At 58.0% G+C, this 24,146-nt stretch carries 30 protein-coding genes; 20 read left to right on the top strand and 10 right to left on the bottom strand.

Annotated features, from left to right (window positions below):
• Window positions 1–4 precede the first annotated feature (4 nt).
• Together sucC and mdh are read right to left on the bottom strand one after the other, a co-directional pair.
• Window positions 5–1,198, bottom strand: a complete 1,194-nt coding sequence (sucC, locus tag SJY32_RS10695) for an ADP-forming succinate--CoA ligase subunit beta (RefSeq protein WP_376874766.1) — start codon at window positions 1,196–1,198, stop codon at window positions 5–7.
• Window positions 1,199–1,532: 334 nt separating this feature from the next.
• Entirely contained in the window at window positions 1,533–2,495 is a 963-nt protein-coding gene (gene mdh, locus SJY32_RS10690; RefSeq protein ID WP_376874763.1) for a malate dehydrogenase, read from the bottom strand.
• Between the two features lie 316 nt (window positions 2,496–2,811).
• Between mdh and SJY32_RS10685 the strand changes: the two genes are divergently transcribed.
• Window positions 2,812–3,558, top strand: a complete 747-nt coding sequence (locus SJY32_RS10685) for a sulfite exporter TauE/SafE family protein (protein WP_376874760.1) — start codon at window positions 2,812–2,814, stop codon at window positions 3,556–3,558.
• 5 nt (window positions 3,559–3,563) lie between these two features.
• On the opposite strand, the gene SJY32_RS10680 is transcribed toward SJY32_RS10685, so the two are convergent.
• The gene (locus tag SJY32_RS10680) at window positions 3,564–3,875 is read right to left on the bottom strand and encodes a hypothetical protein (protein ID WP_376874757.1); all 312 of its coding nucleotides are present in this window, start codon (window positions 3,873–3,875) and stop codon (window positions 3,564–3,566) included.
• A 191-nt stretch (window positions 3,876–4,066) separates the two neighbouring features.
• Between SJY32_RS10680 and SJY32_RS10675 the strand changes: the two genes are divergently transcribed.
• The 11 genes from SJY32_RS10675 to SJY32_RS10625 all read left to right on the top strand — a co-directional run bounded on the left by SJY32_RS10675 (window position 4,067) and on the right by SJY32_RS10625 (window position 11,988).
• Window positions 4,067–4,933, top strand: a complete 867-nt coding sequence (locus SJY32_RS10675; protein WP_376874754.1) for an HpcH/HpaI aldolase/citrate lyase family protein — start codon at window positions 4,067–4,069, stop codon at window positions 4,931–4,933.
• Window positions 4,934–4,954: 21 nt separating this feature from the next.
• The gene (locus tag SJY32_RS10670; protein WP_376874751.1) at window positions 4,955–5,509 is read left to right on the top strand and encodes an NnrU family protein; all 555 of its coding nucleotides are present in this window, start codon (window positions 4,955–4,957) and stop codon (window positions 5,507–5,509) included.
• Window positions 5,506–5,709 carry a DUF1737 domain-containing protein gene (locus tag SJY32_RS10665; RefSeq protein ID WP_376874748.1) on the top strand — a complete coding sequence of 68 codons (204 nt, stop codon included), beginning with the start codon at window positions 5,506–5,508 and terminating at the stop codon, window positions 5,707–5,709. The genes SJY32_RS10670 and SJY32_RS10665 overlap by 4 nt, the downstream gene beginning before the upstream one ends.
• Before the next feature lies 1 nt (window position 5,710).
• Window positions 5,711–6,751: a MaoC family dehydratase gene (locus tag SJY32_RS10660; RefSeq protein WP_376874745.1), complete on the top strand. Its 1,041-nt coding sequence runs from the start codon at window positions 5,711–5,713 to the stop codon at window positions 6,749–6,751.
• Window positions 6,752–7,018: 267 nt separating this feature from the next.
• A complete protein-coding gene (sdhC, locus tag SJY32_RS10655; protein WP_376874742.1) occupies window positions 7,019–7,402 on the top strand; it encodes a succinate dehydrogenase, cytochrome b556 subunit in 384 nt (127 codons plus the stop codon).
• A gap of 10 nt (window positions 7,403–7,412) precedes the next feature.
• Window positions 7,413–7,784: a succinate dehydrogenase, hydrophobic membrane anchor protein gene (gene sdhD / locus SJY32_RS10650; protein ID WP_376874739.1), complete on the top strand. Its 372-nt coding sequence runs from the start codon at window positions 7,413–7,415 to the stop codon at window positions 7,782–7,784.
• 10 nt (window positions 7,785–7,794) lie between these two features.
• Window positions 7,795–9,600 (top strand): succinate dehydrogenase flavoprotein subunit, encoded by a 1,806-nt coding sequence (gene sdhA / locus SJY32_RS10645; RefSeq protein WP_376874736.1) that lies wholly within the window; start codon window positions 7,795–7,797, stop codon window positions 9,598–9,600.
• Window positions 9,600–9,899 (top strand): hypothetical protein, encoded by a 300-nt coding sequence (locus SJY32_RS10640; protein ID WP_376874733.1) that lies wholly within the window; start codon window positions 9,600–9,602, stop codon window positions 9,897–9,899. The genes sdhA and SJY32_RS10640 overlap by 1 nt, the downstream gene beginning before the upstream one ends.
• Before the next feature lie 3 nt (window positions 9,900–9,902).
• Window positions 9,903–10,682, top strand: a complete 780-nt coding sequence (locus SJY32_RS10635; RefSeq protein ID WP_376874730.1) for a succinate dehydrogenase iron-sulfur subunit — start codon at window positions 9,903–9,905, stop codon at window positions 10,680–10,682.
• 188 nt (window positions 10,683–10,870) lie between these two features.
• Window positions 10,871–11,044 carry a hypothetical protein gene (locus tag SJY32_RS10630; protein ID WP_376874727.1) on the top strand — a complete coding sequence of 58 codons (174 nt, stop codon included), beginning with the start codon at window positions 10,871–10,873 and terminating at the stop codon, window positions 11,042–11,044.
• Window positions 11,045–11,133: 89 nt separating this feature from the next.
• Window positions 11,134–11,988, top strand: coding sequence for an urea carboxylase-associated family protein (locus SJY32_RS10625; RefSeq protein WP_376874724.1), 855 nt, complete (start codon window positions 11,134–11,136; stop codon window positions 11,986–11,988).
• A 15-nt stretch (window positions 11,989–12,003) separates the two neighbouring features.
• On the opposite strand, the gene SJY32_RS10620 is transcribed toward SJY32_RS10625, so the two are convergent.
• Entirely contained in the window at window positions 12,004–12,336 is a 333-nt protein-coding gene (locus SJY32_RS10620) for an ArsR/SmtB family transcription factor (protein ID WP_376874721.1), read from the bottom strand.
• A 227-nt stretch (window positions 12,337–12,563) separates the two neighbouring features.
• Here SJY32_RS10620 and SJY32_RS10615 point away from each other — a divergent pair, with 227 nt between their 5' ends.
• The 5 genes from SJY32_RS10615 to SJY32_RS10595 all read left to right on the top strand — a co-directional run bounded on the left by SJY32_RS10615 (window position 12,564) and on the right by SJY32_RS10595 (window position 15,178).
• Entirely contained in the window at window positions 12,564–12,905 is a 342-nt protein-coding gene (locus SJY32_RS10615; RefSeq protein ID WP_376874718.1) for an AtpZ/AtpI family protein, read from the top strand.
• A 2-nt stretch (window positions 12,906–12,907) separates the two neighbouring features.
• Window positions 12,908–13,675: a F0F1 ATP synthase subunit A gene (locus SJY32_RS10610; protein WP_376874715.1), complete on the top strand. Its 768-nt coding sequence runs from the start codon at window positions 12,908–12,910 to the stop codon at window positions 13,673–13,675.
• A gap of 51 nt (window positions 13,676–13,726) precedes the next feature.
• Window positions 13,727–13,960, top strand: a complete 234-nt coding sequence (locus SJY32_RS10605; RefSeq protein ID WP_376874712.1) for a F0F1 ATP synthase subunit C — start codon at window positions 13,727–13,729, stop codon at window positions 13,958–13,960.
• 80 nt (window positions 13,961–14,040) lie between these two features.
• Window positions 14,041–14,616, top strand: coding sequence for a F0F1 ATP synthase subunit B' (locus SJY32_RS10600; protein ID WP_376874709.1), 576 nt, complete (start codon window positions 14,041–14,043; stop codon window positions 14,614–14,616).
• Window positions 14,617–14,620: 4 nt separating this feature from the next.
• Entirely contained in the window at window positions 14,621–15,178 is a 558-nt protein-coding gene (locus tag SJY32_RS10595; protein WP_376874706.1) for a F0F1 ATP synthase subunit B, read from the top strand.
• Window positions 15,179–15,253: 75 nt separating this feature from the next.
• Here SJY32_RS10595 and SJY32_RS10590 read toward each other — a convergent pair whose 3' ends face one another.
• The 4 genes from SJY32_RS10590 to SJY32_RS10575 form a co-directional block, all read right to left on the bottom strand.
• A complete protein-coding gene (locus SJY32_RS10590) occupies window positions 15,254–16,024 on the bottom strand; it encodes a FadR/GntR family transcriptional regulator (RefSeq protein ID WP_376874703.1) in 771 nt (256 codons plus the stop codon).
• A 101-nt stretch (window positions 16,025–16,125) separates the two neighbouring features.
• The gene (locus SJY32_RS10585) at window positions 16,126–16,806 is read right to left on the bottom strand and encodes an OmpA family protein (protein ID WP_376874700.1); all 681 of its coding nucleotides are present in this window, start codon (window positions 16,804–16,806) and stop codon (window positions 16,126–16,128) included.
• Between the two features lie 73 nt (window positions 16,807–16,879).
• Entirely contained in the window at window positions 16,880–17,713 is an 834-nt protein-coding gene (locus SJY32_RS10580) for a bifunctional helix-turn-helix domain-containing protein/methylated-DNA--[protein]-cysteine S-methyltransferase (RefSeq protein WP_376877687.1), read from the bottom strand.
• A 241-nt stretch (window positions 17,714–17,954) separates the two neighbouring features.
• Window positions 17,955–18,965, bottom strand: a complete 1,011-nt coding sequence (locus SJY32_RS10575; protein ID WP_376874697.1) for a Hint domain-containing protein — start codon at window positions 18,963–18,965, stop codon at window positions 17,955–17,957.
• Window positions 18,966–19,175: 210 nt separating this feature from the next.
• On the opposite strand from SJY32_RS10575, the gene nth reads away from it, so the two are divergent.
• Together nth and SJY32_RS10565 are read left to right on the top strand one after the other, a co-directional pair.
• Window positions 19,176–19,820, top strand: a complete 645-nt coding sequence (gene nth / locus SJY32_RS10570) for an endonuclease III (RefSeq protein ID WP_376874694.1) — start codon at window positions 19,176–19,178, stop codon at window positions 19,818–19,820.
• The gene (locus tag SJY32_RS10565) at window positions 19,817–20,803 is read left to right on the top strand and encodes an adenosine kinase (RefSeq protein ID WP_376874691.1); all 987 of its coding nucleotides are present in this window, start codon (window positions 19,817–19,819) and stop codon (window positions 20,801–20,803) included. Before nth ends, SJY32_RS10565 begins: the two co-directional genes overlap by 4 nt.
• Window positions 20,804–20,855: 52 nt before the next feature.
• Here the strand turns inward: SJY32_RS10565 and SJY32_RS10560 are convergent, their stop codons facing one another.
• On the bottom strand, window positions 20,856–21,482 hold the full coding sequence (locus SJY32_RS10560; RefSeq protein ID WP_376874688.1) for a phosphatase PAP2 family protein: 627 nt from the start codon (window positions 21,480–21,482) through the stop codon (window positions 20,856–20,858).
• Between the two features lie 123 nt (window positions 21,483–21,605).
• Window positions 21,606–22,424: a sulfotransferase family protein gene (locus SJY32_RS10555; protein WP_376874685.1), complete on the bottom strand. Its 819-nt coding sequence runs from the start codon at window positions 22,422–22,424 to the stop codon at window positions 21,606–21,608.
• A gap of 143 nt (window positions 22,425–22,567) precedes the next feature.
• Between SJY32_RS10555 and SJY32_RS10550 the strand changes: the two genes are divergently transcribed.
• On the top strand, window positions 22,568–24,145 hold the full coding sequence (locus tag SJY32_RS10550) for a DUF5928 domain-containing protein (RefSeq protein WP_376874682.1): 1,578 nt from the start codon (window positions 22,568–22,570) through the stop codon (window positions 24,143–24,145).
• Window position 24,146: the final 1 nt, after the last annotated feature.

Genomic DNA, 24,146 nt, shown 5'->3' with positions numbered 1-24,146 from the left:
TGGATTACCCTTTCACCGCTTTGACGATCTTCTGCGCTGCATCAGCGAGGTTGTCGCCTGCGATCACGTTAAGACCGGAGTTCTGGATGATTTCTTTGCCGAGTTCGACGTTCGTGCCCTCAAGGCGCACAACCAGCGGAACTTGCAGGCCAACTTCTTTCACCGCCGAAATCACGCCCTCTGCGATCACGTCGCAGCGCATGATGCCGCCGAAGATGTTCACGAGGATCCCTTTTACGTTCGGGTCCGAGGTGATGATCTTGAACGCTTCGGTCACTTTTTCTTTTGTCGCGCCGCCGCCTACGTCGAGGAAGTTGGCCGGTTCTGCGCCGTAGAGTTTGATGATGTCCATCGTGGCCATCGCCAGACCTGCGCCGTTCACCATGCAACCGATTTCGCCGTCGAGGGCGATGTAGTTCAGGTCGAATTTCGACGCGGCCAATTCTTTCGGATCTTCTTCGGTCTCGTCGCGCAGGGCGGCGATATCGGCATGGCGATACATCGCATTGCCATCGAAGGACACTTTCGCGTCGAGCACTTTGAGGTTGCCGTCGGTCATGACGATCAACGGGTTGATCTCAAGCATCTCCATGTCTTTCTCGATGAAAGCACGGTAAAGATTTTTCACGAGAGCAACGCATTGCTTAACCTGCCCGCCTTCCAGACCCAGCGCGAAAGCAACGCGGCGGCCGTGGAAATCGGAAAGGCCAGAGGCCGGATCAACGGAGAAAGAGATGATTTTCTCGGGGGTCGACGCCGCAACTTCTTCGATGTCCATGCCACCTTCGGTGGAGACGACGAAGGAAACGCGCGAGGTCTGGCGATCGACGAGCAGCGCGAGGTAGAGTTCACGCGAAATGTCCGAACCATCTTCGATATAGATGCGGTTCACTTGCTTACCAGCAGGGCCGGTTTGGTGGGTGACCAGCGTGCGGCCAAGCATTTGCTTGGTCAGCTCTGCGGCTTCTTCCACCGACTTGGCGAGGCGGACACCGCCCTTTTCGCCAGCTTCGGCTTCTTTGAATTTGCCTTTGCCGCGGCCGCCAGCGTGAATTTGCGCTTTAACAACCCAAAGCGGGCCGCCGAGTTGGCCTGCTGCGGTTTTGGCGTCTTCCGCTTTGAAAACGGGTTGGCCGTCGGAGACCGGGCAGCCGTAGCTCTTCAAAAGAGCTTTGGCCTGATATTCATGAATGTTCATGGCAGTTTCCCATGCTGGTGCAATTTGGGCGACTGAATGCCACAGTTTTTTGACGCGGCAAAATGGTAAATGGTTCAAATTGTGCATTGTGCGCGTAATTCTGTGTTTTGTGATCACACAAATGAAAAGTGTGATCACAAAAAGAGTTCGGATAGCGGTGGCGGCCTTCGGATAGCCGAGTCGTGAGGCAATCGGCCGCAGGCAGCGTAGCGGGAAGCATCTCGCGGCGGATCAGCACCCCGCGAGAGCGCCGGAGCTTGCGCCGTAAAAGGCACTTTCCAAACAAAAAGGCGCAGCCGAAGCCGCGCCCTTTAAATCATACTAGAGTCGCTGATTATGCGAGCGAAGGATCAATGCCTTTGCATGCCTCAACGAGGCCTTTCACAGCGTCAACCGACTTGTCGAACATTGCTTGCTCGTCTTTGCTGAGCTTGATGTCGATGACTTTCTCGATGCCGCCAGCGCCGATCACGGTCGGAACGCCGACATACATGCCGTCGAGGCCGAGAGCGCCCTTCACGAATGCTGCGCACGGCAAGACACGCTTTTGGTCTTTGAGGTAAGCTTCCGCCATCTCGATAGCCGAAGTGGCCGGCGCGTAGAATGCGGAGCCGGTTTTCAACAGGCCAACGATCTCGGCGCCGCCGTCGCGGGTGCGCTGGATGATCGCGTCGAGCTTGTCTTGCGTGGTCCAGCCCATTTCGACCAAGTCTGGCAACGGAATGCCGCCGACGGTCGAGTACCGTGCCAATGGAACCATCGTGTCGCCGTGGCCGCCCAGAACGAAGGCGGTAACGTCGCGCATGGAGACGCCAAATTCGACCGAAAGGAAGTGGCGGAACCGAGCGGAATCGAGCACGCCTGCCATGCCGACAACTTTTTCTGCTGGAAGGCCGGAGAACTGCTGCAGCGCCCAAACCATCGCGTCAAGCGGGTTTGTGATGCAGATCACGAACGCGTTTGGCGCGTGGGCTTTGATGCCTTCGCCGACCGACTTCATGACTTTCAGGTTGATGCCGAGAAGGTCATCGCGCGACATGCCGGGCTTGCGCGGTACGCCAGCGGTGACGATGCACACGTCTGCGCCTGCGATGTCGGCATAGTCGTTCGTGCCTTTCATCACAGCGTCGAAGCCCTCGGACGGGCCGGATTCCGCGATATCAAGGGCCTTGCCTTGGGGGGTGCCTTCCGAGATATCGAACAGAACAACGTCACCGAGTTCTTTAATCGCAGCGAGATGAGCGAGCGTGCCGCCGATCTGTCCTGCGCCGATCAGCGCGATTTTGGGTCTGGCCATGAGGTCCTCCGGTCAGGTGGATTGATGTATTCTGACGCGGATGGGTTAGACCTTTGATCGCCATCTGGCAAGTGTTGTGCTGCAAAGCAGCGGTTGGATGCCTCAATTGTATGCAATTGCACACCGCGTTTGCGCTAACAGCAGCGGGCGTCATGCCAAACATACGTTTATGACGGGTTTCTTTTTGATGGGGGAGCGTGCACGACTGCGCAAACACCAACTCGCAGATCGATAATGCGGTCTTTATTGCGGTCAGACGCTTGGTTTTCGGAGCCGGTGGTGCATGGATTGACGTGATTCCGGAAGGGTGGGGCGCATGTTGGAGCTTGGAGTGTGGGAATGGGCGATCGCAATTTTCGCCGCGATAACGGTCGGCCTCGCGAAAGGCGGTCTGCCTATGATGAGCTCGCTGGGCGTGCCATTGCTCGCCGCCACGATGAATCCGGTTGCTGCGGCGGGGCTGTTGCTTCCGGTGTTTGTCATCTCCGATCTTTTCGGGCTTTACGCCTACCGCCGCAATTTTGATGCGCGGGTTTTGAAAATCATGATTCCCGCCACCGCGATCGGGGTCACGATTGGTTGGGCGACAGCGTCAATCGTGCCTGAGGATGCTGTCACGGGGCTGGTCGGTTTAATTGGTCTTGTTTTCGCTTTGAACGCGCTTTTGCGCCCGAGTTTAGGGCAAGCGCATCGGGCTAAGATCGGCGCGGGCATGTTTTGGGGCACCATTTCCGGCTTCACCAGCTTCGTCAGCCACTCCGGCGGCCCGCCATTTCAGGCCTACGCCATTCCTCTGCGGCTCGAAAAATCGGTGTTTGCGGGGACTGCGACGATCACTTTTGCTTGGGTGAACGCGATCAAACTAATCCCCTATATTGCTTTGGGGCAGATCAACTTGAGTTCGCTGGAGACGGCGCTTGTTCTGGCGATCCCAGCGTCCATCGCTGTGTTCATTGGGGTCAAGCTGGTCAAAATCGTGCCGCAAGACCTGTTTTATAAAATCGTGACGTGGGCGCTTTTACTGATCTCGCTGCACTTGCTGTGGAAATCCGTTTTCGGCTGAAATTCTCACGCAGGCTCGCCCTTTGCGGCATCGGTCTGCGCCGTCGATTCGAAATGCTCTCCCGTTGCGACGAGGCAGCTTTCTCCTGAGGCGATTGTGACGATGATGGTCCAGCTTCCTTGAGGGGAGGCGTAAGTCTCTATGACGGGGTTGTTTGTCGCGAGGCCGATGGATTGACGGGTTTCGGCATATCGTTCGGAGAGTTGGCGCAGCACTTCCGCGCGAGGCGCGCAGGTTGCTTGCGCCGCATGCGCATTTTGAACGGCAAGAATGAGCGCGACGAATCCGAAGGACAGGGCAAAGATGGTGGATTTCATGTGGGATCTCCTCTCGAAACCGCCGTTGATCTGATTGCGTTAACCCTGCCGAACAGTCGCAAAGATCGCGTTAATGAAGGGCGCGTAGGGGCTCCGGGCGCGTTGATTGCTGCGATGCGGCAAATTGAACCTTGCCAAATGTGCCGCAATAGTGCTTTGTGACGAAATAATCTTGCGAGGAGATCCGCGATATGACTGTCCGTCCCTACCGATCAGCGCTTTATATTCCGGGCTCGAAAGAGCGCGCTTTGGAAAAAGCGCGAAGCTTACCTTGTGATGCGATCTTGTTTGATCTGGAAGATGCTGTCGCGCCGGATGAAAAGATCGCCGCGCGCGATTTGCTCTGCAAGACATTGACGGAGAACGGCGCGGCGTATGGCGCGCGGGCAAAGATCGTGCGGGTGAATGGGTTAGACAGTGCTTGGGGTTCCGACGATTTGGCTGCCTTCGCCGCGGCGATCACGGCTGGCGCGCAGATTGATGCCGTGCTGATCCCGAAAGTTTCGTCGCCCGCCGATCTCGATGCGGTGGCTCAGTTGATCCCCGATGTGCCACTATGGGCGATGATGGAGACCGCATTTGGCATGATAAACGCGCCCGCGATCGCGGCGCATCCCCGCCTGACGGGTATGGTGATGGGCACCAATGATTTGGCGAAAGAATTGGGCACGCGAGTCCGCGCCGACCGTCTGCCGATGCAGGCAGGGCTGGGCCTTTGCTTGCTCGCTGCAAAGGCGCACGGGTTGGTTATTCTCGACGGCGTGTACAATGCGTTTAAGGATGAAGCGGGGCTGTTAGCTGAGTGTGAGCAGGGCCGCGACATGGGGTTTGATGGAAAAACGCTGATCCATCCCGCCCAGTTGGACACCGCAAATACCGCCTTCGCGCCCTCGTCGGCCGAGATTGATCTCGCACAGCGGCAAATCGCGGCTTTCCAAGAGGCGGAGGCGGCGGGGCAGGGCGTTGCGGTTGTGGATGGCAGAATTGTCGAGAATCTGCATATCGTGACCGCGCGGCAAACTCTGGCCAAAGCCGAGGCGATTGCCGCGCTCAGCTGATCTGAAAGGCAGGCAAGGCATATGACACTCCTTATTCTCGGTATCTTACTATGGGTGCTGCCGCATTCGTTCAAACGCGTTGCGCCCGCCGCGCGCATGAATATGGGCAAGCAAGGCCGATCAATGGTCGCAGGGCTTGTGATTTTCGGCGTCGTTTTGATGGTTATCGGCTATCGGATGGCGCCGGTCACGCCAATTTACACGCCGGTTCCGGGGATCGGACATCTCAATAACCTGATGATGCTGGTTTCGGTTTATCTATTCGGCGTGGGGGGCACGAAAGGGATCCTTTATCCGAAGATGCGCCATCCGATGCTTTGGGGCATGGTCATCTGGGCGGTCGCGCATTTGCTCGTGAATGGCGATCTGGCGTCGATCTTGCTGTTCGGGTCCTTGGGGCTTTGGGCGCTCAACGAGATGCGCTTGATCAACCAAACAGCTTGGGTTCGCCCCACCAACGGCCGCGGGATCAAGGGCGATGCGATGAATGTCGTCGGCACGCTTGTTTTGTTTGGCCTGTTCGCGAGCGTTCATATCTGGCTGGGTCATAATCCATTTGTGGGGACATACGGATGAAACTCTATCGTTTGATTACCGACGACGACACGTCGCAGTTTTGCCACCGCGTTTCGGGCGCGCTTGCCAAGGGGTGGGAGCTCCATGGCTCGCCCGCCTACGGGTTTGACGCGACCAAGGGGGTGATGCGCTGTGCGCAGGCGGTCGTGAAGGAAACCGAGGGTGAATATCACCCTGATCTGAAACTCGGAGAGCAATAGGATGAAGGCTGCCAAAACGAATTCGGGACGTTTTTTTGAAGATTACCACGTTGGGCAAGTGATCCGCCACGCCGTGCCCCGCACCGTTAGCGGCGGCGAGCGCGCGCTTTATCATGCGCTCTACCCTGCGCGCGGGGCACTGTATTCTTCGGATACCTTCGCGCAAGGCTGCGGCCTGAAAGCGAGCCCGATTGATGATTTGGCAGCCTTCCATCTTGTCTTCGGCAAGACCGTGCCGGACGTTTCTATCAATGCCGTGGCCAATCTGGGCTACGCACAGGGACGTTGGCTTTTGCCGGTCTATGCGGGTGATACGCTACGCGCCGAAAGCGAAGTGATCGGTGTGAAGCAAAATTCCAACGGAAAATCCGGCGTCGTTTACGTGCGCACACGCGGGATGAACCAGCGCGACGAGATCGTATTGGACTATGTGCGCTGGGTGATGGTGCGCAAAGGAAATCTTGACGCGCCCGCGCCGGAACCTGTCGTGCCGCAATTGTCTGAGGCGGTCGCGGTCGAAGATCTCGTGTGTCCTGCGGGGCTGGATTTCAGCGCCTATGATTTTGATCTGTCGGGTGAGCCGCACCGGATGGCAGATTACGACATCGGCGAGAAAATAGATCATGTCGATGGCGTCACCATTGAGGAAGCCGAGCATATGATCGCAACGCGGTTGTGGCAAAACACTGCCAAGGTGCATTTTGATGCGACTTTCCGCGAGGACGGGAAACGATTGATTTACGGTGGGCATGTTATCTCGTTGGCGCGGGCTCTGTCGTTCAATGGTTTGTCCAATGCGCAAATGATCGTCGCCCTCAATGGCGGTGCCCATGCGAACCCCTGCTTTGCGGGGGATACAATCACGGCTTGGTCGGAGGTGTTGGACAAAGCACCAACGGGCGCGCCGGGCGTGGGCGCGATCCGCTTGCGGCTCGTCGCGGTGAAGCAGGGGGCGGACCTCTTTGCGCTAAAAGGTGAGGATGGAAAGTACCGACCTGAAGTCCTCTTGGATCTCGATTACTGGGCATTGATGCCGTTATGACGGCGGGCGCGCTGAGGCATGCAAGCATCGCGAGACTCAGCGCCCCTGAAGTTGTCAAGCGGGCGCGTGCGGCCGTCAGGATGTGATCACGCCACGAAAATTTGTGATCACAAAGATGAATTTTACGCATTTCGCGCCTTGAAAACGCACTTTTCGCCGCCCGAGTAGGTGACTTGTGAGAAAATTAGGGTATTTGATAGAGCAGAAATCCAGCCAGGCCCGCCAGATTTCCAGTTGCGCGGCCTGCATGAGACAAGGGATGAGATCATGGCAGAGCCGACCCGGGTCAACCGGCCCCTTTCCCCCCATTTGCAAGTGTACCGTCCGCAGCTGACGTCGATCACGTCGATTCTGACACGGATCACTGGCAATGCGCTGATCGTGGCGTCGTTGCTGATCGTCTGGTGGCTGCTTGCTGCCTCGACGGGTGGGGCATCTTTCGAGACAGCGAACGCGGTCGTTACGTCGTGGTTCGGCGATCTCGTCTTCACCCTCTCGCTTTGGGCGATCTGGTATCATTACCTCGCCGGCCTGCGGCATCTGTATTTCGACGCCGGAAAAGGCCTCGAAATCGAGACGGCAGAGCTGTTGGGGAAGGCCGTCATCGGCGGTTCGGTGATCCTCACCATCATTACAATCATTCTGGTTTGAGGAGGCCGCAATGCGTTATTTGACCGACCGTAAACGCGCCGTTGGCAAAGGGGCTTCCGGCTCCGGCACTGAGCATCACTGGCACATGCAGGTGAGCTCCGTCGCGCTGGCCTTCCTGGTCCCGACCTTCTTGATCATCTTCGGCCGCGCCCTAGGTAAAGGCCACGCTGAGGTGATCGCCACCTTCTCGCATCCCTTCGTCGCAATCCTGACAGCGATCGTGATCTTCGTCTCGATGCGCCATTTTGCGGCCGGCGCAACGATGATGATTGAGGATTACTTGCGCGGTTGGGCGCGTAAAGCCGCGGTGATGACCGCGATTTCCCTTTCCTACGCGATCACAGCGGTGGGCCTGTTTGCGCTCGCCAAGATCGCGCTCTGAGGACTGAGCAATGGCAGAATATCAATACGAGACACATGACTACGATGTGGTCGTCATCGGCGCGGGCGGCGCTGGCTTGCGCGCAACGCTTGGCATGGCCGAGCAGGGCTTGCGCACCGCTTGTGTGACAAAAGTATTCCCGACCCGCTCGCATACTGTTGCGGCGCAGGGCGGCATCGCGGCATCCCTTGGCAACATGGGTCCCGATAGCTGGCAGTGGCATATGTTCGACACCGTAAAAGGGTCGGACTGGCTCGGCGATACCGACGCGATGGAATATCTCGCGCGCGAAGCCCCGAAGGCGGTTTACGAGCTGGAACATTACGGCGTTCCGTTCTCGCGCACCGAAGAAGGCAAGATTTACCAGCGCCCGTTCGGCGGCCATACCACCGAATTCGGTGACGGCCCCCCGGTCCAGCGCACCTGCGCTGCTGCAGACCGCACCGGCCACGCGATTTTGCACACGCTTTACGGGCAATCCCTGAAGCATAACGCCGAATTCTACATCGAGTATTTCGCAATCGATCTGATCATGTCGGACGATGGCGTCTGCCAAGGCGTTGTGTGCTGGAAGCTCGATGACGGCACGATGCATATCTTCAACGCGAAGATGGTTGTGCTGGCCACCGGCGGCTACGGCCGCGCCTATTTCTCGGCAACCTCCGCCCATACCTGCACTGGCGACGGCGGCGGGATGGTGGCGCGCGCGGGTCTCGCGCTGCAAGATATGGAATTCGTACAATTCCACCCGACCGGCATCTACGGTTCGGGCTGCTTGATCACCGAGGGCGCACGCGGCGAAGGCGGGTATCTGACCAACGCCGAGGGCGAGCGTTTCATGGAACGCTATGCGCCGCATTATAAAGACCTCGCGCCGCGTGACTATGTTTCCCGCTGCATGACGATGGAAATCCGCGAAGGCCGCGGCGTGGGCGAGGGCAAGGATCACATCCACCTCAACCTGTCGCACATCCCCGCGGAAGCTCTCGCAGAACGTCTCCCCGGCATTTCCGAATCCGCGAAAATCTTCGCCGGTGTGGATTTGACGAAGGAGCCGATTCCGGTTCTGCCGACGGTTCACTATAATATGGGCGGCATCCCCACGAACTATTGGGGCGAAGTCCTGAACCCGACCAAAGACAACCCGACCGGCATCGTTCCGGGCCTGATGGCTGTCGGCGAAGCGGGCTGCGCCTCCGTGCACGGCGCGAACCGTCTCGGGTCGAACTCGCTGATCGACCTCGTGGTGTTTGGCCGCGCCGCCGCAATTCGCGCCGGCAAAGTTGTCGACCGCGAAGCAAGCGTTGCCCAGCCGAACAAAGCCGCGATCGACAAAGCGTTTGACCGCTTCGACACGCTGCGCCATGCGAAAGGCGGCACGCCGACCGCAGAGCTGCGTCTGGAAATGCAAAAGACGATGCAGGCTGATGCTGCCGTGTTCCGTACCTCGAAAACGCTCGAAGAGGGTGTGACGAAGATGACGGCGATTGCGGCGAAGCTGAATGATTTGCATGTGACGGATCGCTCGCTGGTCTGGAACTCCGATCTGATGGAGACGCTCGAACTCACCAACTTGATGCCGAACGCTTTGGCAACGATTGTTGGGGCGGAGGCACGTAAAGAAAGCCGCGGCGCCCATGCGCATGAGGACTTTGCAACGCGTGACGACGAGAACTGGCGCGTGCACTCAGTTATGCGCGTCGAGGGCGACAAGGTTGAGTTGTCCTATCGCCCTGTCATCAAAGATCCGCTGACCACCGAGGCCGAAGGCGGCATCGAATTGGCGAAGATCGCACCGAAAGCACGGACTTTCTGATGCGATTTGCTGCGGCATACGGGGTTGCGGTGGCGGGGTTTCTCGCCGCTTGCGGCCCGGTGCCGGTCGAGCAAGCCGAGGAAATCTGCCTCCGCGATGCCGAACTCGCCGCCGCTCCCCGAGGGGAAGTTGGCGTCGGGATCGGCTCGGGTGGTGCGCGCTCCACGATCAAGCTCGAACTCAGCGGTGATTATCTTACGGGGCGTGACCCTTCGCAGGTCTATGCCCGTTGCGTCTCCAACAAATCCGGCCAGCTTCCGACGCGGCCGCTCACTTCCCGAACTGATTGGAAGGGATAAATTATGGTTGAATTTACACTCCCGAAGAATTCGAAGATCCGCGTCGGCAAGACGTGGCCAAAGCCTGCCGGCGCAACGAATGTCCGGAAGTTTCAGATCTATCGCTGGGATCCAGAGACGGGTGAAAACCCGCGCGTGGATAGCTACTTCCTCGATATGGATAAGTGCGGCCCGATGATTCTGGACGCTCTTATCAAGATCAAAAACGAGATTGATCCGACCCTGACGTTCCGTCGTTCGTGCCGCGAGGGCATCTGCGGATCCTGTGCGATGAACATCGACGGCATCAACACCCTGGCGTGCATCTACGGCCTTGATGAGGTGAAGGGGGATGTCAAAATCTATCCGCTGCCGCATATGGAAGTGGTTAAGGATTTGATTCCCGACCTCACGCATTTCTACGCGCAACACGCGTCGATCATGCCGTGGTTGGAGACAAAAACCAACAAGCCCGCGAAAGAATGGCGCCAGTCCATTGATGATCGCAAGAAGCTTGACGGTCTCTATGAATGCGTGATGTGCGCTTGCTGCTCGACATCCTGCCCGAGCTATTGGTGGAACTCCGATCGCTACCTCGGGCCAGCAGCGCTGCTCCATGCCTATCGCTGGATCATCGACAGCCGCGACGAGGCAACGCCGGAGCGTCTCGACGAGTTGGAAGACCCGTTCAAACTCTACCGTTGCCACACGATCATGAACTGCGCGAAGACTTGCCCGAAAGGCTTGAACCCTGCCAAGGCAATTGCGTCGATCAAAGGGATGATGGTTGAGCGCGTCGTCTAAGTCAGCCGCCTGATCATTGTGTTTCGAGAGGGCCCCGCTGAAATGCGGGGCCCTTTTTGTTTGCACGTTGGGACGTGTGACTTGCGGCATGTGCATACCGCACTTGCAGCATTACACCCTGCTGCATTGCGGCGTTAGCGATTATCAAGCGCGGCAGATACACACCACATATCTCAACGGAGGTCACCATGACCGCGCATGATCAAAAACTCAAAGCGGCATCGGCAATCAAATCTGCCGAGGCTGTTGAGGCGCTACTAGGCGCTTATTATCAACCGCAGCCGGAAGCGGCCTCCACGCGCGATGCCGCTGCGCAGGATTTGAACCCACTCGAGCAAATGTTTGCTTACTACGACTCCTGATTGCATCTGCATCGGCAAAAAACTGACGGAAAAGCCCTAGCGTGAAAGCTGGGGCTTTTCTTTTTCTCTCAACTTGCGATGCTGCGGGTATGAAGATCTTCTCCCATCATCCCGCCCCGTCCGATGCTGCAACGCGCCAAGCGGTCACGCCGGTGATTTGCTATCCTAATGAGACGCTACCTGTGCCCAATCTCGACCAATTACGGTCCGCGCGGGCGGGTTGGGAAAAGGTTGATGAGGTGTTGGTCCCCCCGCGCGACGCGGCGTGTTTCTCCGTGCCAGCGGGATGCTTTTTCCGGATTACATCGGTTGAGGGCCCTCAGGTCGGGGATCTCAACCTTTGGTCGCAAGACCTGACCGAGCGGTTCTACTCGGGTAAGACCCGGGCCCTGCACGGAACGCATGTGAGCACGGGCGATCAGCTTTGGACGAATTTCCCGACACTGCGCTCGATGGCGGTGATCACCGATGACACCCTTGACTGGTACGGGTTCGATTCCTTTGGCGGGGCGGTGCACGATGTTATCGGAACGCGTTGCGATCCCTATACGCACAGCTTGCTTAAAGGCGGGCAATACCATCAGTGCTGCCACTCCAATCTGACTCGCGCGCTGGCGGAGGCAAGGGGCATGGGCCTGTGGGAAGCGGAAGCCTATGTCCATGATGTGCTCAACGTTTTCATGTGCACCGGCTTCACGCGCGACACTGGGCAGTATTTTATGAAAGCCAGCCCTGTTCGCGTGGGGGACTATCTCGAATTCTTCGCGCAGATCGATCTCTTTGGCGCGTTGTCGGCCTGCCCGGGCGGAGACTGTTCCGCGGAGCACAGTTCAGATGCGGCGATGTGCTATCCGCTGCTAGTCGAAGTGTTCAAGCCCGCATCCGTGCCGCAAGGCTGGGAGGCTCCACGTCGCAACGGGTATGACCGGTCGCACGGAGTCTGATGACAGGGCAGGGGGCTAGTCTTCCTGCTTGAGTTCGGAGGCTAGAAACCGCTCGAACGCGTCGAGGTCGACGGGTTCGAACTGTCCGAAACTCTGTATCCATGTTGTCGCAGGGCGCATCGCATTCGGGTCGAGCTTGCACCATTTTACGCGACCGCGTTTCTCTTGGGTAATCAGGTTCGCATCGGCAAGGATCGTCAGATGCTTGGAAATCGCAGCGAGAGACATCTCAAACGGTTCGGCCACATCCGTGACCGCCATGTCATCTTCCAGCAGCATCGTCAGGATCGCCCGACGGGTCGGGTCGGAAAGAGCGGCGAAGATACTGTCGAGCGAAGGGTTCTGCATGCGCTAGTGATGGGGGCTGATTTGTTAAACGTCAACCGATTGGTTGAATATTACATAAAGGGTTTTTCAGCATCTTCTGGCACTCATCGCCGAGGGCCCCGATTTTCGAAATTATAAATTATATCGTATAATCAGTTAGTTGCGCTGATCTCGATCCGCCACTTCCGGCGTTGACTCACAACCCCGTGACGTCTATCAACCCGTTAAGTTTTGAGCGGGGAAAGATCATGAGCAACAGCCCCTCTGAACAGCCTGATCCGGAGCGTCTGAAGGCGCTTGAGGAACGGTTGGATGAGGTCAAGCGTGCCCATGCTCCCAAGCCCCGCGTCGATCAGGATCTATCGCGCGGTGATATGGCGTGGCGGATGGTGGTCGAGATGGTTTCGGGGCTGGGGATCGGTTTCGGCATCGGATACGGGTTGGATGTGCTGTTTGGTACCCTGCCGTGGTTCATGCTGATATTCACGCTTCTTGGCTTTGTGGCGGGGATCAAGGTGATGATCCGCACGGCACAAGACATGGGTAAAGAATCTGAAGCGGCCGCGGCCGCTGATGCAAAGGGGAAATAAACGTGGCGGACGAACAACACACTGGATTGGTATTCCACCCGATGGATCAGTTTCAGATCCATCCGTTGTTTGGCGATGGCCCGATCGCTTGGTATACCCCGACAAACGCAACACTGTGGATGGCGCTTGCGCTTCTGACCGTTGTGTTGTTCTTCGTTACCGGCACCCGCGGGCGCGCGACGATCCCAAGCCGCATTCAGTCCATTGCAGAGCTGACCTATGGGTTCGTCCATAAAATGGTCGAAGATGTGGCCGGCAAAGATGCGTTGAAGTTCTTCCCTTACATCTTCACGCTCTTTATCTTCATCGCAGTGTCGAACTTCCTCGGCCTGATCCCTATGTCCTTCTCGACTACGTCGCACATTGCGGTCACCGCAGTGCTCGCGTTGTTGGTCTTCGTAACGGTGACCGTTGTCGGCTTCGTAAAGCACGGCTTCGGCTTCCTCGGCCTGTTCTGGCCTTCGTCCGCGCCGCTCGCGCTGCGCCCTGTTCTGGCAGTGATCGAAGTGATCTCTTACTTCGTACGTCCTGTCAGCCATTCCATTCGTCTTGCAGGTAACGTCTTGGCTGGCCACGCCGTTATCAAAGTGTTCGCAGCCTTCGCGCCGCTGGTCCTCATGTCGTGGATCGGTGTGCTGGTGACGCCGCTGTCGATCCTTGCAATCACCGCAATGTATGGTCTCGAGATCCTTGTGGCTCTCATCCAGGCCTACGTGTTCACGATCCTGACCTGCCTCTACCTCAAAGACGCGCTGCACCCAGCGCACTAATCGAAGCAGGTTTTCAATTCCAACCTTTCTAATCCTCAAGGAGACTACCCCATGGAAGGCATCGCAGAATTCGGTCAATACCTCGGCGCAGGCCTCGCTTGCTTCGGCATGGCTGGTGCAGCAATCGGCGTGAGCAACGTTGCAGGGAACTTCCTGAACGGCGCATTGCGTAACCCGTCGGCAGCAGCTGGCCAGACCGCTACGCTGTTCATCGGCATGGCATTCGCAGAAGCACTGGGGATCTTCTCGTTCCTCGTCGCTCTGCTTCTCTTGTTCGCAGTCTGATCCTTACTTTGCATCCTTAATGTCGGATGGGCACGTGCCGCGTGCCCATCCGGTCAACTGTAAGGGTCCAGGGGGACGACATGGCAAACGAAACGCATGACGCGGCCACATTGGCGGCTAACGCGGCGCACGGAGCAGCACCCGCTGCAGACCACGCAGCACAATCCGCCGGCATGCCGCAACTTGATGTCACGACTTTCGGAAACCAGATTTTCTGGCTTCTCGTCAGCCTCGTCGTCATCTACTGGGTGCTTTCGCGCATCGCTCTGCCGCGCATTGGTGCGGTCTTGGCGGATCGTCAAAGCACCATCGTTGGCGATCTTAACGCCGCTGACGAGTTGAAAGCAAAAGCGAAAGCCGCTGAAGTTGCCTATGAAAAGGCACTTACCGATGCGCGTTCGCAAGCTCAAGAGATCGTAGGTAAGGCCAAGGCCGAGATCCAAAAGGATCTGGACCTTGCCATTGCTAAAGCGGATGCAGAAATTGCAGCCCGCACTGCGGAATCGGAAAGCCGGATTGACGAGATCCGCGCTGGTGCTGCGGAGGCGGTGGAAGTCGTCGCCAAGGACACGGCAGCGGAGCTGGTCGCGGTTTTGGGCGGCAAAGCAGATGCAGCAACCCTCGCGGCGGCTGTTTCGGCACGGTTGAAAGGGTGAGATGATGAAAAAACTGATCGCTCTCCTCACCGTTGCGGGCGCCTCGCCTGCTCTTGCTGCATCGGGCCCGTTCTTCTCGCTTCGCAACACCGACTTCGTGGTGCTGATCGCCTTCCTGATCTTCGTTGGCGTTCTCGTTTATTACAAAGTTCCTGCTCTTATCGGCGGGCTTTTGGATAAACGCGCTGCGGGGATCCAAGCGGATCTGAACGAGGCGAAAGCTTTGCGCGAAGAAGCTCAAACGATCCTCGCCCAGTACGAGCGCAAACAGCGCGAAGTGCAGGCTTTGGCCGATGAGATCGTTGTCTCTGCGAAGCGCGACGCGCAAGCAGCTGCGGAGCAAGCTAAGCTTGACCTCCAAGCATCGATCGCACGGCGTCTGAAATCTGCTGAGGAGCAAATTGCCTCTGCAGAAGCAGGCGCGCTGCGCGAAGTTCGGAATTCGGCTGTTTCGGTGGCAATCGCCGCCGCGAGCGAAATCTTGGCGAAGCAAACGAGCGCTTCCGACAAGTCAGCTTTGATTGACGCTGCGATTGCTGATGTGGAAACACGTTTCCACTAAACGTTGATCGTAGTGTCTCGGAATAAACCCGCGCTTCGGCGCGGGTTTATCTATATCTGGGGGAGGGGCCTTTACCTACCCGCGCTCAGTTTCTTGCCGTAACCGCAACCGCGCAACGGCTTCGTGCCGCTCGGATTTGCTTTGTTCGGCTTGCGCTTGATCGACAAAATTGAGATGCGCCTCCACGGCGAGCCGGGCAGCCTTTGGATCACGCGCTTGCAGGCCCGCGTTAATCGCACGGTGCTGTTCCAATAAAATATCGCGCGTCGAGCGCGAGCGGAACATGATCGCGCGGTTGTAGAACACCCCTTCGCGCAGCAGATCAAACATCGCCCGCATCATATGCAACATAATAACGTTGTGACTGGCCTCAATAATCGCCATGTGAAATTCGGCATCGAGCGTGGCTTCTTCCGAGGGGTTTCGCTTCGAATGTGCGAGTTCCATCTTATCCAAAATCGCCTGGATCACGGCGAGGTCAGTCTCGGACGCCAAAGACGCCGCGCGCTCAGCGGCAAGACCCTCAAGATCTCGCCGGAAGGAGAGGTAATCCGCGACCGCCTCCGAATGCGCGGCGAAGAGACGGATCAGGGCTGGTGAGAATGCCGATCCTAAGACATCCGCCACATAGATGCCCGCCCCTGCACGCGCGGCGAGTAGCCCCGCTTCTTGCAGCTCCGCGATCGCTTCACGGAGACTTGGACGCGAGACACCGAGCCTTTCCGAAAGCTCGCGTTCCGCAGGCAGTCGCTCGCCCGGGCGCAGGACACCTTGCAAAATAAGCCCTTCGATCTGGCGCACGACAGCCATCGAAAGCTTCTCCGATTCAACTTTTTGAAATGGCATGGCCCCTCCCGTTGGTCAGAATTTAGGACCACTTTGCGGAAGGAGCAATGAAAAAGGCCGGACAATTCGTCCGGCCTTCTCTTCGGGTGGGGAAAGACAGATTAGCTGTTCGGACGGATCACGAACTCGACGCGACGGTTTTGGGCGCGTCCTTCTGCCGAGAGGTTCGATGCAATCGGTGCATCTTCGCCGCGCCCATAGGCGTTGATCCGAGCGCGCGGGACACCGGCGCCGATCAGCACCGAAGCCACCGAGTTGGCGCGTGCTTGGCTGAGGTTTTGGTTGTAGTTCGCATCACCGGTATTGTCAGTATGGCCGACAACGTTAACGGTGGTGTCCGGATAGCGGTTGAGCGACCCTGCGAGCGTGTAGAGATCTTGCTGCAAATCGGCGCGAAGCGTTGAGCTATCGGTTGCGAACAAGACGTCTTGCGGCATGGTGACGACGAGCTCGCTGCCTGTATTGACGATTGAGACGCCGTTGGTGCCGAGGTCACGCTCAAGCTCGGCTGCTTGCTTGTCGAGCTGGCTGCCGATCGCGCCGCCAATCAAGCCACCGACGATCGCGCCTGCCGCTGCCTTCTCGAGCCGCTCGTCGCCGCTGCGTGTGCCTGCTGCAACGCCACCGATGAGGGCGCCGGTGATCGCCGCACGCTGCGCGTTGCTATATTCGCCACTTTGGTCGGCGCAAGCGGTCATTGCGAGCAGTCCAGTGAGGGCGATGCCCATTTTGCGGGAGATGATCTTGGAGCGCATGGCGCTTAGGGAAGTTGTTTGGGTCATATTCGGCCTCTTTTCATACCCCGTCTGCTCGGGGATCGCGGCCCTTATATCAAATCTCCCCATGAGAGGACTATCACAGATGCGATGTTGGCGAGTTTCCGCGCATCACTTCTCGGCGAGCGAACTCGAGCGCTAAGAGGCGCTCTTTTCGCGGCAATCCCCAGTGATACCCACCCAAAGCCCCCGACTTGCGCAGGACCCTGTGGCACGGGATGAGGACCGCAAGCGGGTTCGCGCCGACTGCATTGCCGACTGCGCGCGCCGCTTGGGGCGCGTCGATTTGGGCGGCTAGGCTAGAATAGGTGGTTGTTTCTCCGTCGCGCAGTTGCAGTAACGCCTCCCAAACCTTGATTTGGAAGGGGCCGCCGATCGGTGCTAGCCGAATTTCTGGCGTTTGGATATCGGGTGACGCGCCGCAATCGTCTTGGCCGAACGCCGCATCGATCAACGGTTGAATTGGGGTAGGGTCTTCGATCAATCGGCTGGCGGGCCATCTTCGGGCGAGGTCATCGCGGGCGGCGGTATCGGTGGTTTCGACAAAGCCCAAACCGCACAGGCCCCGCGTGGTTGCCGCGCCGACCATGCGTCCCAACGGGGTGTCAAACGCGCCATAGCGGATCTCCGTGGTGCCGCCCGCCGCAAATTCGCCCGGTGTCATGGCCTCCCAGCGGATCGTGAGATCATGAAGACGGGAGGGACCCGAGAGGCCGAGATCGTCCGCGATGGTGAGAAGCGGGGCACCCGATGCCAAGGCGGGGCGGGCGCGCGCCATGAGCAACGCTTGTTGATATCGCTTCGGCGAGATCCCTGCCCAAGCGGAAAAGACGCGCTGAAAATGCGCAGGGGAGAGGCCGCAATCGGCTGAGAGTTCGTCAAGCGAAAGGGAATGGGCGTTGGGTTGATCCATCCGGTCAAGAGCACGGGCGATCAGCCGGTAATGGTATGCCGTTGACGCCTGATCGTCGCAGGCGCTGCGCGAAAGGGTTGTCTCGCCTGTGTCATCGGGGCTCGGAAACCGCTCCAGCTCCACGCCGCTCTTATCTGCCATATCCAATCCTCGCGCTTTGGATCAGGTTAGCCTCGCGCCCGATGTTGCGCGACCTGAATCCTGCGTAATCCTCGGACTGCGGATCGCGTTCGGTAACTGTCTATGCCGCGGCACGTGCGCTTTTTCGGGTTTGCCGGACAAACATTGCGGTCTCCCATTCCGCAAGGCAGGCGCGTGCGGCCCTGACATGGTGGTGGAGAACTGGCGCCAGAGACGCTGCGGCCTCGGGCTCCAGCAGAGCGAGGAACTCGGGCGCGACGAGCGCAGAGGCCAGCCAGATATCCTCGGCGAGAATGATCTCGGGCCTCGGGAGCACGATCGACCAGAGAACCGTGTTCGCCAGCGGGGGGAAGGGAGTCGCATCGCGCGCGAAATCTTCGATTCGGGCGAGCATTTCTGTTTCTCCAAACCAGAGATCGAGGAGGGGGGCCGCCAATAGAATTTGCGCGGCGGGGGTCAGTGTCAGATCATGGCTTGGTTGATTCGGCCCGAATGCGTCAGCCTCAAGCGTTACCAGCTCCGCGTCGCGATCGGGCCCGCATGTTGTTTGCGCGATATGGACCACCGGTTGGTAACCATTGTCCCGCGTTAACACCATGTCTCCTTCGCGGAGCCAATCGACCGGCTGGGGGCCTTCTTTCGTTGCGATCATCGTCCCCGACGCAAGAAACCCCTGATCGAAGCTTCCTTGCGGGGCCGTGAGATGCCGCCTCGCAGGGGATTGATGATGGGCGCGATAGCGCTCTTTGGGGGTCAGACGCGCCGATGCCACATAAAGTGCAAGCGAGCCGTCGATCTCGAAGGAATCGATGCGGATGGCATCTCCAGCCTCCGCCCGCAGGATCAGTGGCCGGTCGGCAGACAGCGTCCCCGTTGCGCGAATTCTACCGGCGGGATCCTTCAGTCGGGCAAGCGGCAAGGCCCCCGTCGCGGCCTCACGCGTTGTCGGCTCTTGATAGTCAATGGGGAGGGCTTGCGCGGCAAGCTCAGGCGTATCTTCCGCCGTCTCGATGAGCCACATCATCCGATCGTGGTCGAAGCCATCAACCAAGGACCACGTGTCAGTTGCAGGGCAATAGATCAACGCATCTATAGAATATCCTTGATCCATAATTTGACCTGTCTGTGACAACATAACTTCGGGCGAGGGTCCCGTGGAATATTGCGCCAGTTTTCCCAAGACACTGTTAATCCCGAGTCAGGAGAGGCGGACAAAATCATGCGGATTTTAACGGCTCGCTGCCGTATGTGAGAGTTTTCGTCGAACACTTGCGATAGGCTCCGCGGCACGGCATTAGGGAGTGAAGTGCAGAGGTGCGATATGGCAAAACAGCTTGACTACCTAACGATGAAAGAGATTTTCACGCGCTTTCAAGCGGGTGAGCCGCACCCCAAAGGCGAGCTCGATCACATCAATGCCTACACATTGGTCGTCGCCGTAGCGCTGTCGGCGCAGTCGACAGATGTCGGTGTGAATAAGGCCACAAAGGCCCTTTTCCCGATTGCCGACACGCCGCAAAAAATGCTCGCTTTGGGCGAGGTAGGGCTGATCGAACATATCAAGACGATCGGCCTGTTCCGCCAAAAAGCGAAAAATGTCATAAAGATGAGCCAGATCCTCGTGGATCAGTTCGGCGGCGAAGTTCCCTCATCGCGGGCGGCATTGACCAGCCTGCCTGGTGTCGGGCGCAAGACGGCAAATGTTGTGCTAAATATGTGGTTTCATTATCCGGCGCAGGCCGTGGATACCCATATTTTCCGCATCGGCAACCGTTCCGGTATTTGCCCGGGTAAGGATGTTGACGCGGTTGAGCGCGCGATTGAGGATCACGTGCCTGTCGAGTTTCAAGATCACGCGCATCACTGGCTGATCCTTCACGGACGGTATATCTGTGTCGCCAGAAAGCCCAAATGCGGGGCGTGCCATATCCGCGACCTGTGCCAATTCGAGGAGAAGACCCAATGAAGAAATATCAGGTTGTCGGAATCGGCAATGCGATCGTCGATGTGCTGAGCCAGACAGATGACGCGTTTCTTGATCAGATGCAGATCGAAAAGGGGATTATGCAGCTAATTGATCGCGATCGTGGCGAGGCTCTTTATGCCGCGATGTCCGAACGCACGCAGGCCCCCGGCGGATCGGTGGGCAATACGCTTGCGGGATTGGGCAATCTTGGCCTGAAAACTGCCTTCATCGGGCGCGTCAAGGATGATGCGCTGGGGCGGTTTTTCGCAGCATCTCTGGCGGCTGAGGGGACTGATTTCCCCAATGCGCCTGTGGCCGATGTCGAATTGCCCACGTCGCGCTCGATGATCTTTGTGACGCCGGATGGCGAGCGTTCGATGAACACCTATCTTGGTGCAGGCGCAGATTTGGGCACGGAAGACGTGTCGCTGGATGTGGTTGAAAACACCGAATGGTTGTTCTTGGAGGGGTATCTGTTCGATAAGGATCACGGCAAAACCGCCTTCCTCAAAGCCGCGCAGGGCTGCCATCGCGGCGGCGGGCGCGCTGGGATCTCCTTATCCGATCCGTTCTGCGTCGATCGCCACCGTGATAGCTTCCGCCGCCTCGTGCGGGACGAACTGGATTTCGTGATCGGCAACGAGCATGAGTGGGCATCGCTTTATCAAACTGATTTGGAAAGCGCGCTTGCACAAGCCGCCCTTGAATGCGGCACGATCGCTTGCACGCAGTCGGGTCGGGATGTGTTGGTCATCCGCGGAAATGAGCGTGTCTCGGTGCCGGTCAAGGCCGTGACGCCGGTTGATGCGACAGGCGCGGGCGATCAATTCGCGGCCGGGTTTATCTACGGCCTTGCGCAAGGGCTGCCATTGGAGGTTGCGGGCCGAATGGGGTGCCTTGCGGCCTCCGAAGTCATCGGTCATTTCGGCGCGCGCCCTGAAAGCGATATCAAGGCGCTCTTCGCCAACGCAGGCCTGATCTAACCGGCCCGAGACGTCTGCGCGCAAGGAGGTTCACTCCTCGCGCAGACGCCTCTCATCCGCGACGACGTGCCCCGTAATCGGCGCATAAAATCGCACATGCCGCGCCTAGCGCCCAGCCGCCCAAGACATCGCTCGGCCAATGCACGCCGAGCGCAACGCGGCTGACGCCAACCAGCGCCGAGAGCGTGAGCGCCGCGCCTATCAAAGCGCGCCGCAGCTCGGGCGCCACGCGCGCGATAGCAAGCGCGAGTGATAGCCAAACAACAACCGCCATCATCGAATGCCCTGACGGAAAGCTCGCAGACGTCACAAGCGTGCCGTGCGGAACAAGGTCAGGCCGCGGGCGCGCGAAGAGCGCTTTGAGCCCGTTTGACAAGATTTGCCCGATGACGACTGCCGCGATGATCCGCGAGGCGAGCGCCGAATGGCCCATCCGCATGAAGAGGGCGCTGGACCCGAGAACGGTCAGCGTGAGCACAGTCACGCCGCCCAACCCCGTCAGATCGCGTAGGACGGTCTCCGTCCAGATCGGGCCGCGCAGCATCGCGAGATCGCCCGTCGTGCGGAATGCGTGGAGCAAGGCCGCATCCCAATCGGCGGAGATATTGGAGGCGACAGCCGCCCAGACCCCGCAGAATACGAGAGAGCACAGCCCTGCAATCCATCTGCTACGTGTCATTTCGCTAACGTCCATTCTTGTGCGAAGCGCCCCATCCCATCAAAGCCCAAGCCCAAAGACATAGCGCCCCAGCGCGCAGCAAAAGGGGGCTGCCGCCCCCTTCACGCCGGAATGATCACACGATCAGCTGTTGAGCTTGGCGTGAACCTCATCGAGGTCAATCTCGCCGATCGGCATTTTGTTATCAGGATTGTCAAAATCATACTGGAACAATTGGAAATCTTTTTTGTAAATTTCCCACACCAGATGCTTCGACAAATCGTCGAAATAATCCGACACCTTATGAAGCCGCTTCGGCCCGTGACCCTCGGATTCGTTGAATTTTGGAATCGCGGCAAGATCCACCGCATGGCGTGTCTCGATCTTGTCGAGCACCTGCTGCATCCCGTCATTGAACTGTTCGGTGAAGAAAATCTTGTCGTAAGTTCCACCGTTCACGATGAAGGTCGAAATATGACCTGACATCGCGGACCAATGGATGTCTGGCTCCATCGGGCGCTTCCAACGGATGGTGTCGCGCGCGAACAGCAAGAATCGGCGGAAGCTTTTGATTTGATCGAATTCGAATCCGTCCTCTGGCGAGCCGACTTCGATGCCGTATTTCTGGATCAGCTGTGGCACGAGATTGCCACGGTACCGCTTACCGTTGCGCTGGATTCCGCAGATCTTATCGAAGAAGGATGATAAGATCCGCGCATAGGGGTTGCGCACGCAGGTGAAGGCGTAGCTCTTGTGGTTGCGGACGTTTTTCTCAATCGCCGCGTGCGAGTTTTCCATCGACCACTTGTGCATGCCGCTTGTCGCATCATGGATATCGCCGTCGAAAAACTTGCCTTGATCCGAATAGTACATGATTTGACCGATGGTCGAACACGCACATTTTGGGACAACGCGATACACGACGGACTCACTTTCCGTCATCCACGTTCCAGGAAAACCCATGAAAACCTCCAATGCAGCACAGTGCAGTTTGCATCCGGCCGATATAATTAGATATTTAAAATCAAAGAACCTCTGTCTTTTCAACGTCTGATGACGTTAAAACTGCGGATAATCAACATTAGGCACGGCGTATCGTTTCGAATATGGCAAAAATCGCATTCATTTTGCTCACCCACAAGGATCCCGAGGGAATCATCGCGCAGGCTCAACGGCTCGCGTCGACGGGTGATTACGTGTCGATCCACTTCGATGCGCGTGCGAAACCTGCCGATTTTGAAAAAATACGCGCCGCTTTGGGGGATAACCCTTCGGTTGCATTCGCCCGAAAGCGGTTCAAATGCGGTTGGGGCGAATGGAGCCTTGTCGCCGCGACGCTCGAGGCGGTGCGCGCGGCCTATGCATCTTTTCCTGATGCGACCCATTTTTACATGCTCTCGGGCGACTGTATGCCCACAAAGACGGCCCAATATGCCCATGATTTTCTTGATCGCGATCCGGTAGATTACATCGAGAGCTTCGATTTCTTTGCGTCCGACTGGATTAAAACAGGGTTCAAGGAGGAGCGGCTCATCTATCGCCATTTCTTCAATGAGCGTACGCGAAAATGGCTGTTCTACCGCAGCTTTGATTTGCAAAAGGCGCTGGGGATCACCCGCAGCGTCCCTGACGACATTCAGATGATGATCGGGTCGCAATGGTGGTGCTTGCGGCGGTCGACGATCGAATCGGTCCTCGAGTTTTGCGACACCCGCCCCGACGTGATGCGGTTTTTCCGCACGACATGGATTCCGGACGAGACCTTTTTCCAGACGGTCGTGCGCCACGTGGTGGCTGACCGCGAGATTCGTACCCGCACGTTGACCTTCTTGATGTTTACCGACTACGGGATGCCGGTCACTTTCTATAACGACCATCACGACCTTCTGCTGAGTCAGGATTTTGTCTTCGCCCGCAAGATCAGCCCCGAAGCGCTGGATCTCAAAGCCCGCCTCGGGGCTCTTTGGGGCGAGCGGGATGTGCATTTCCCGATCTCCAACGAAGGCGCCTCGCTGTTTAAGTTCCTATCGGGGCGCGGGCGGCTCGGTCGCAGGTTTGCGCCGCGCTTTTGGGAAACGGAATCCAGTTTGGGCCGCGATCGCGAGCTGATGATGATCGTGTGCAAGAAATGGCACGTGGCCAAGCGGGTGGCGGAACAATTGCGCCGTCTGTCCGATGTTCCGGTGGTTGAATATCTGTTCAACGAGGAAAGCTGCTGGCTACCCGATCTCGGCGGGATTCAGTCCACCATCGAGAAGCGCAACCGCCATCGCCGCGCATTGGTGCGCATGCTTTATGATTACAATCAAAGCGACCGTCTGGTGATCTGTCTTGATCCCGCCGCGATTGACCTGATGGAAGATTTTAGCGGTGATAAGGTCGTCTCGCGCGTGCTTGAAATCGATTGCGAATTTACGGACGACTATCTGATCGGACATGCGCGCCGTGTTGGGCTGGCGGGCGAAAGCACACCGCAAGAGGTTATCAACCGAATGCTGCCAACCATTCGCGCGGATCTCCGGTTTGAGAGCGACCGGATCAGGGATGCGAATTTCCCGGTGGTCCTACGTCTGCGCGAATCGGCGTCGGTCGATGAAAACGCCAGTGTCCTCGCGCAGATGTTCGGCCTGACATCCGAGGCCGCGCGCGAGATTGCCGAAACACATTACCTGTTTGTCGATTGAA

The sequence above is a fragment of the Albirhodobacter sp. R86504 genome (assembly GCF_042466415.1).
In the GTDB taxonomy this organism is placed as follows: domain Bacteria; phylum Pseudomonadota; class Alphaproteobacteria; order Rhodobacterales; family Rhodobacteraceae; genus Albirhodobacter.
This window is presented reverse-complemented; position numbering and strand designations above follow the sequence as displayed.

What these genes read in the sequence shown, in the direction of transcription:
- SJY32_RS10615 (WP_376874718.1), top strand. Translation starts at nt 12,564, where the DNA reads ATGAGCAACAGCCCCTCTGAACAGCCTGATCCGGAGCGTCTGAAGGCG.
- SJY32_RS10555 (WP_376874685.1), bottom strand. Translation starts at nt 22,424, where the DNA reads ATGGGTTTTCCTGGAACGTGGATGACGGAAAGTGAGTCCGTCGTGTAT.
- SJY32_RS10560 (WP_376874688.1), bottom strand. Translation starts at nt 21,482, where the DNA reads ATGACACGTAGCAGATGGATTGCAGGGCTGTGCTCTCTCGTATTCTGC.
- SJY32_RS10605 (WP_376874712.1), top strand. Translation starts at nt 13,727, where the DNA reads ATGGAAGGCATCGCAGAATTCGGTCAATACCTCGGCGCAGGCCTCGCT.
- SJY32_RS10590 (WP_376874703.1), bottom strand. Translation starts at nt 16,024, where the DNA reads ATGCCATTTCAAAAAGTTGAATCGGAGAAGCTTTCGATGGCTGTCGTG.
- SJY32_RS10565 (WP_376874691.1), top strand. Translation starts at nt 19,817, where the DNA reads ATGAAGAAATATCAGGTTGTCGGAATCGGCAATGCGATCGTCGATGTG.
- sdhC (WP_376874742.1), top strand. Translation starts at nt 7,019, where the DNA reads ATGGCAGAGCCGACCCGGGTCAACCGGCCCCTTTCCCCCCATTTGCAA.
- mdh (WP_376874763.1), bottom strand. Translation starts at nt 2,495, where the DNA reads ATGGCCAGACCCAAAATCGCGCTGATCGGCGCAGGACAGATCGGCGGC.
- sdhA (WP_376874736.1), top strand. Translation starts at nt 7,795, where the DNA reads ATGGCAGAATATCAATACGAGACACATGACTACGATGTGGTCGTCATC.
- SJY32_RS10620 (WP_376874721.1), bottom strand. Translation starts at nt 12,336, where the DNA reads ATGCAGAACCCTTCGCTCGACAGTATCTTCGCCGCTCTTTCCGACCCG.
- SJY32_RS10585 (WP_376874700.1), bottom strand. Translation starts at nt 16,806, where the DNA reads ATGACCCAAACAACTTCCCTAAGCGCCATGCGCTCCAAGATCATCTCC.
- SJY32_RS10640 (WP_376874733.1), top strand. Translation starts at nt 9,600, where the DNA reads ATGCGATTTGCTGCGGCATACGGGGTTGCGGTGGCGGGGTTTCTCGCC.
- SJY32_RS10675 (WP_376874754.1), top strand. Translation starts at nt 4,067, where the DNA reads ATGACTGTCCGTCCCTACCGATCAGCGCTTTATATTCCGGGCTCGAAA.
- SJY32_RS10595 (WP_376874706.1), top strand. Translation starts at nt 14,621, where the DNA reads ATGAAAAAACTGATCGCTCTCCTCACCGTTGCGGGCGCCTCGCCTGCT.
- SJY32_RS10670 (WP_376874751.1), top strand. Translation starts at nt 4,955, where the DNA reads ATGACACTCCTTATTCTCGGTATCTTACTATGGGTGCTGCCGCATTCG.
- sdhD (WP_376874739.1), top strand. Translation starts at nt 7,413, where the DNA reads ATGCGTTATTTGACCGACCGTAAACGCGCCGTTGGCAAAGGGGCTTCC.
- SJY32_RS10685 (WP_376874760.1), top strand. Translation starts at nt 2,812, where the DNA reads ATGTTGGAGCTTGGAGTGTGGGAATGGGCGATCGCAATTTTCGCCGCG.
- nth (WP_376874694.1), top strand. Translation starts at nt 19,176, where the DNA reads ATGGCAAAACAGCTTGACTACCTAACGATGAAAGAGATTTTCACGCGC.
- SJY32_RS10580 (WP_376877687.1), bottom strand. Translation starts at nt 17,713, where the DNA reads ATGGATCAACCCAACGCCCATTCCCTTTCGCTTGACGAACTCTCAGCC.
- SJY32_RS10680 (WP_376874757.1), bottom strand. Translation starts at nt 3,875, where the DNA reads ATGAAATCCACCATCTTTGCCCTGTCCTTCGGATTCGTCGCGCTCATT.
- SJY32_RS10550 (WP_376874682.1), top strand. Translation starts at nt 22,568, where the DNA reads ATGGCAAAAATCGCATTCATTTTGCTCACCCACAAGGATCCCGAGGGA.
- SJY32_RS10635 (WP_376874730.1), top strand. Translation starts at nt 9,903, where the DNA reads ATGGTTGAATTTACACTCCCGAAGAATTCGAAGATCCGCGTCGGCAAG.
- SJY32_RS10600 (WP_376874709.1), top strand. Translation starts at nt 14,041, where the DNA reads ATGGCAAACGAAACGCATGACGCGGCCACATTGGCGGCTAACGCGGCG.
- sucC (WP_376874766.1), bottom strand. Translation starts at nt 1,198, where the DNA reads ATGAACATTCATGAATATCAGGCCAAAGCTCTTTTGAAGAGCTACGGC.
- SJY32_RS10660 (WP_376874745.1), top strand. Translation starts at nt 5,711, where the DNA reads ATGAAGGCTGCCAAAACGAATTCGGGACGTTTTTTTGAAGATTACCAC.
- SJY32_RS10625 (WP_376874724.1), top strand. Translation starts at nt 11,134, where the DNA reads ATGAAGATCTTCTCCCATCATCCCGCCCCGTCCGATGCTGCAACGCGC.
- SJY32_RS10665 (WP_376874748.1), top strand. Translation starts at nt 5,506, where the DNA reads ATGAAACTCTATCGTTTGATTACCGACGACGACACGTCGCAGTTTTGC.
- SJY32_RS10575 (WP_376874697.1), bottom strand. Translation starts at nt 18,965, where the DNA reads ATGGATCAAGGATATTCTATAGATGCGTTGATCTATTGCCCTGCAACT.
- SJY32_RS10630 (WP_376874727.1), top strand. Translation starts at nt 10,871, where the DNA reads ATGACCGCGCATGATCAAAAACTCAAAGCGGCATCGGCAATCAAATCT.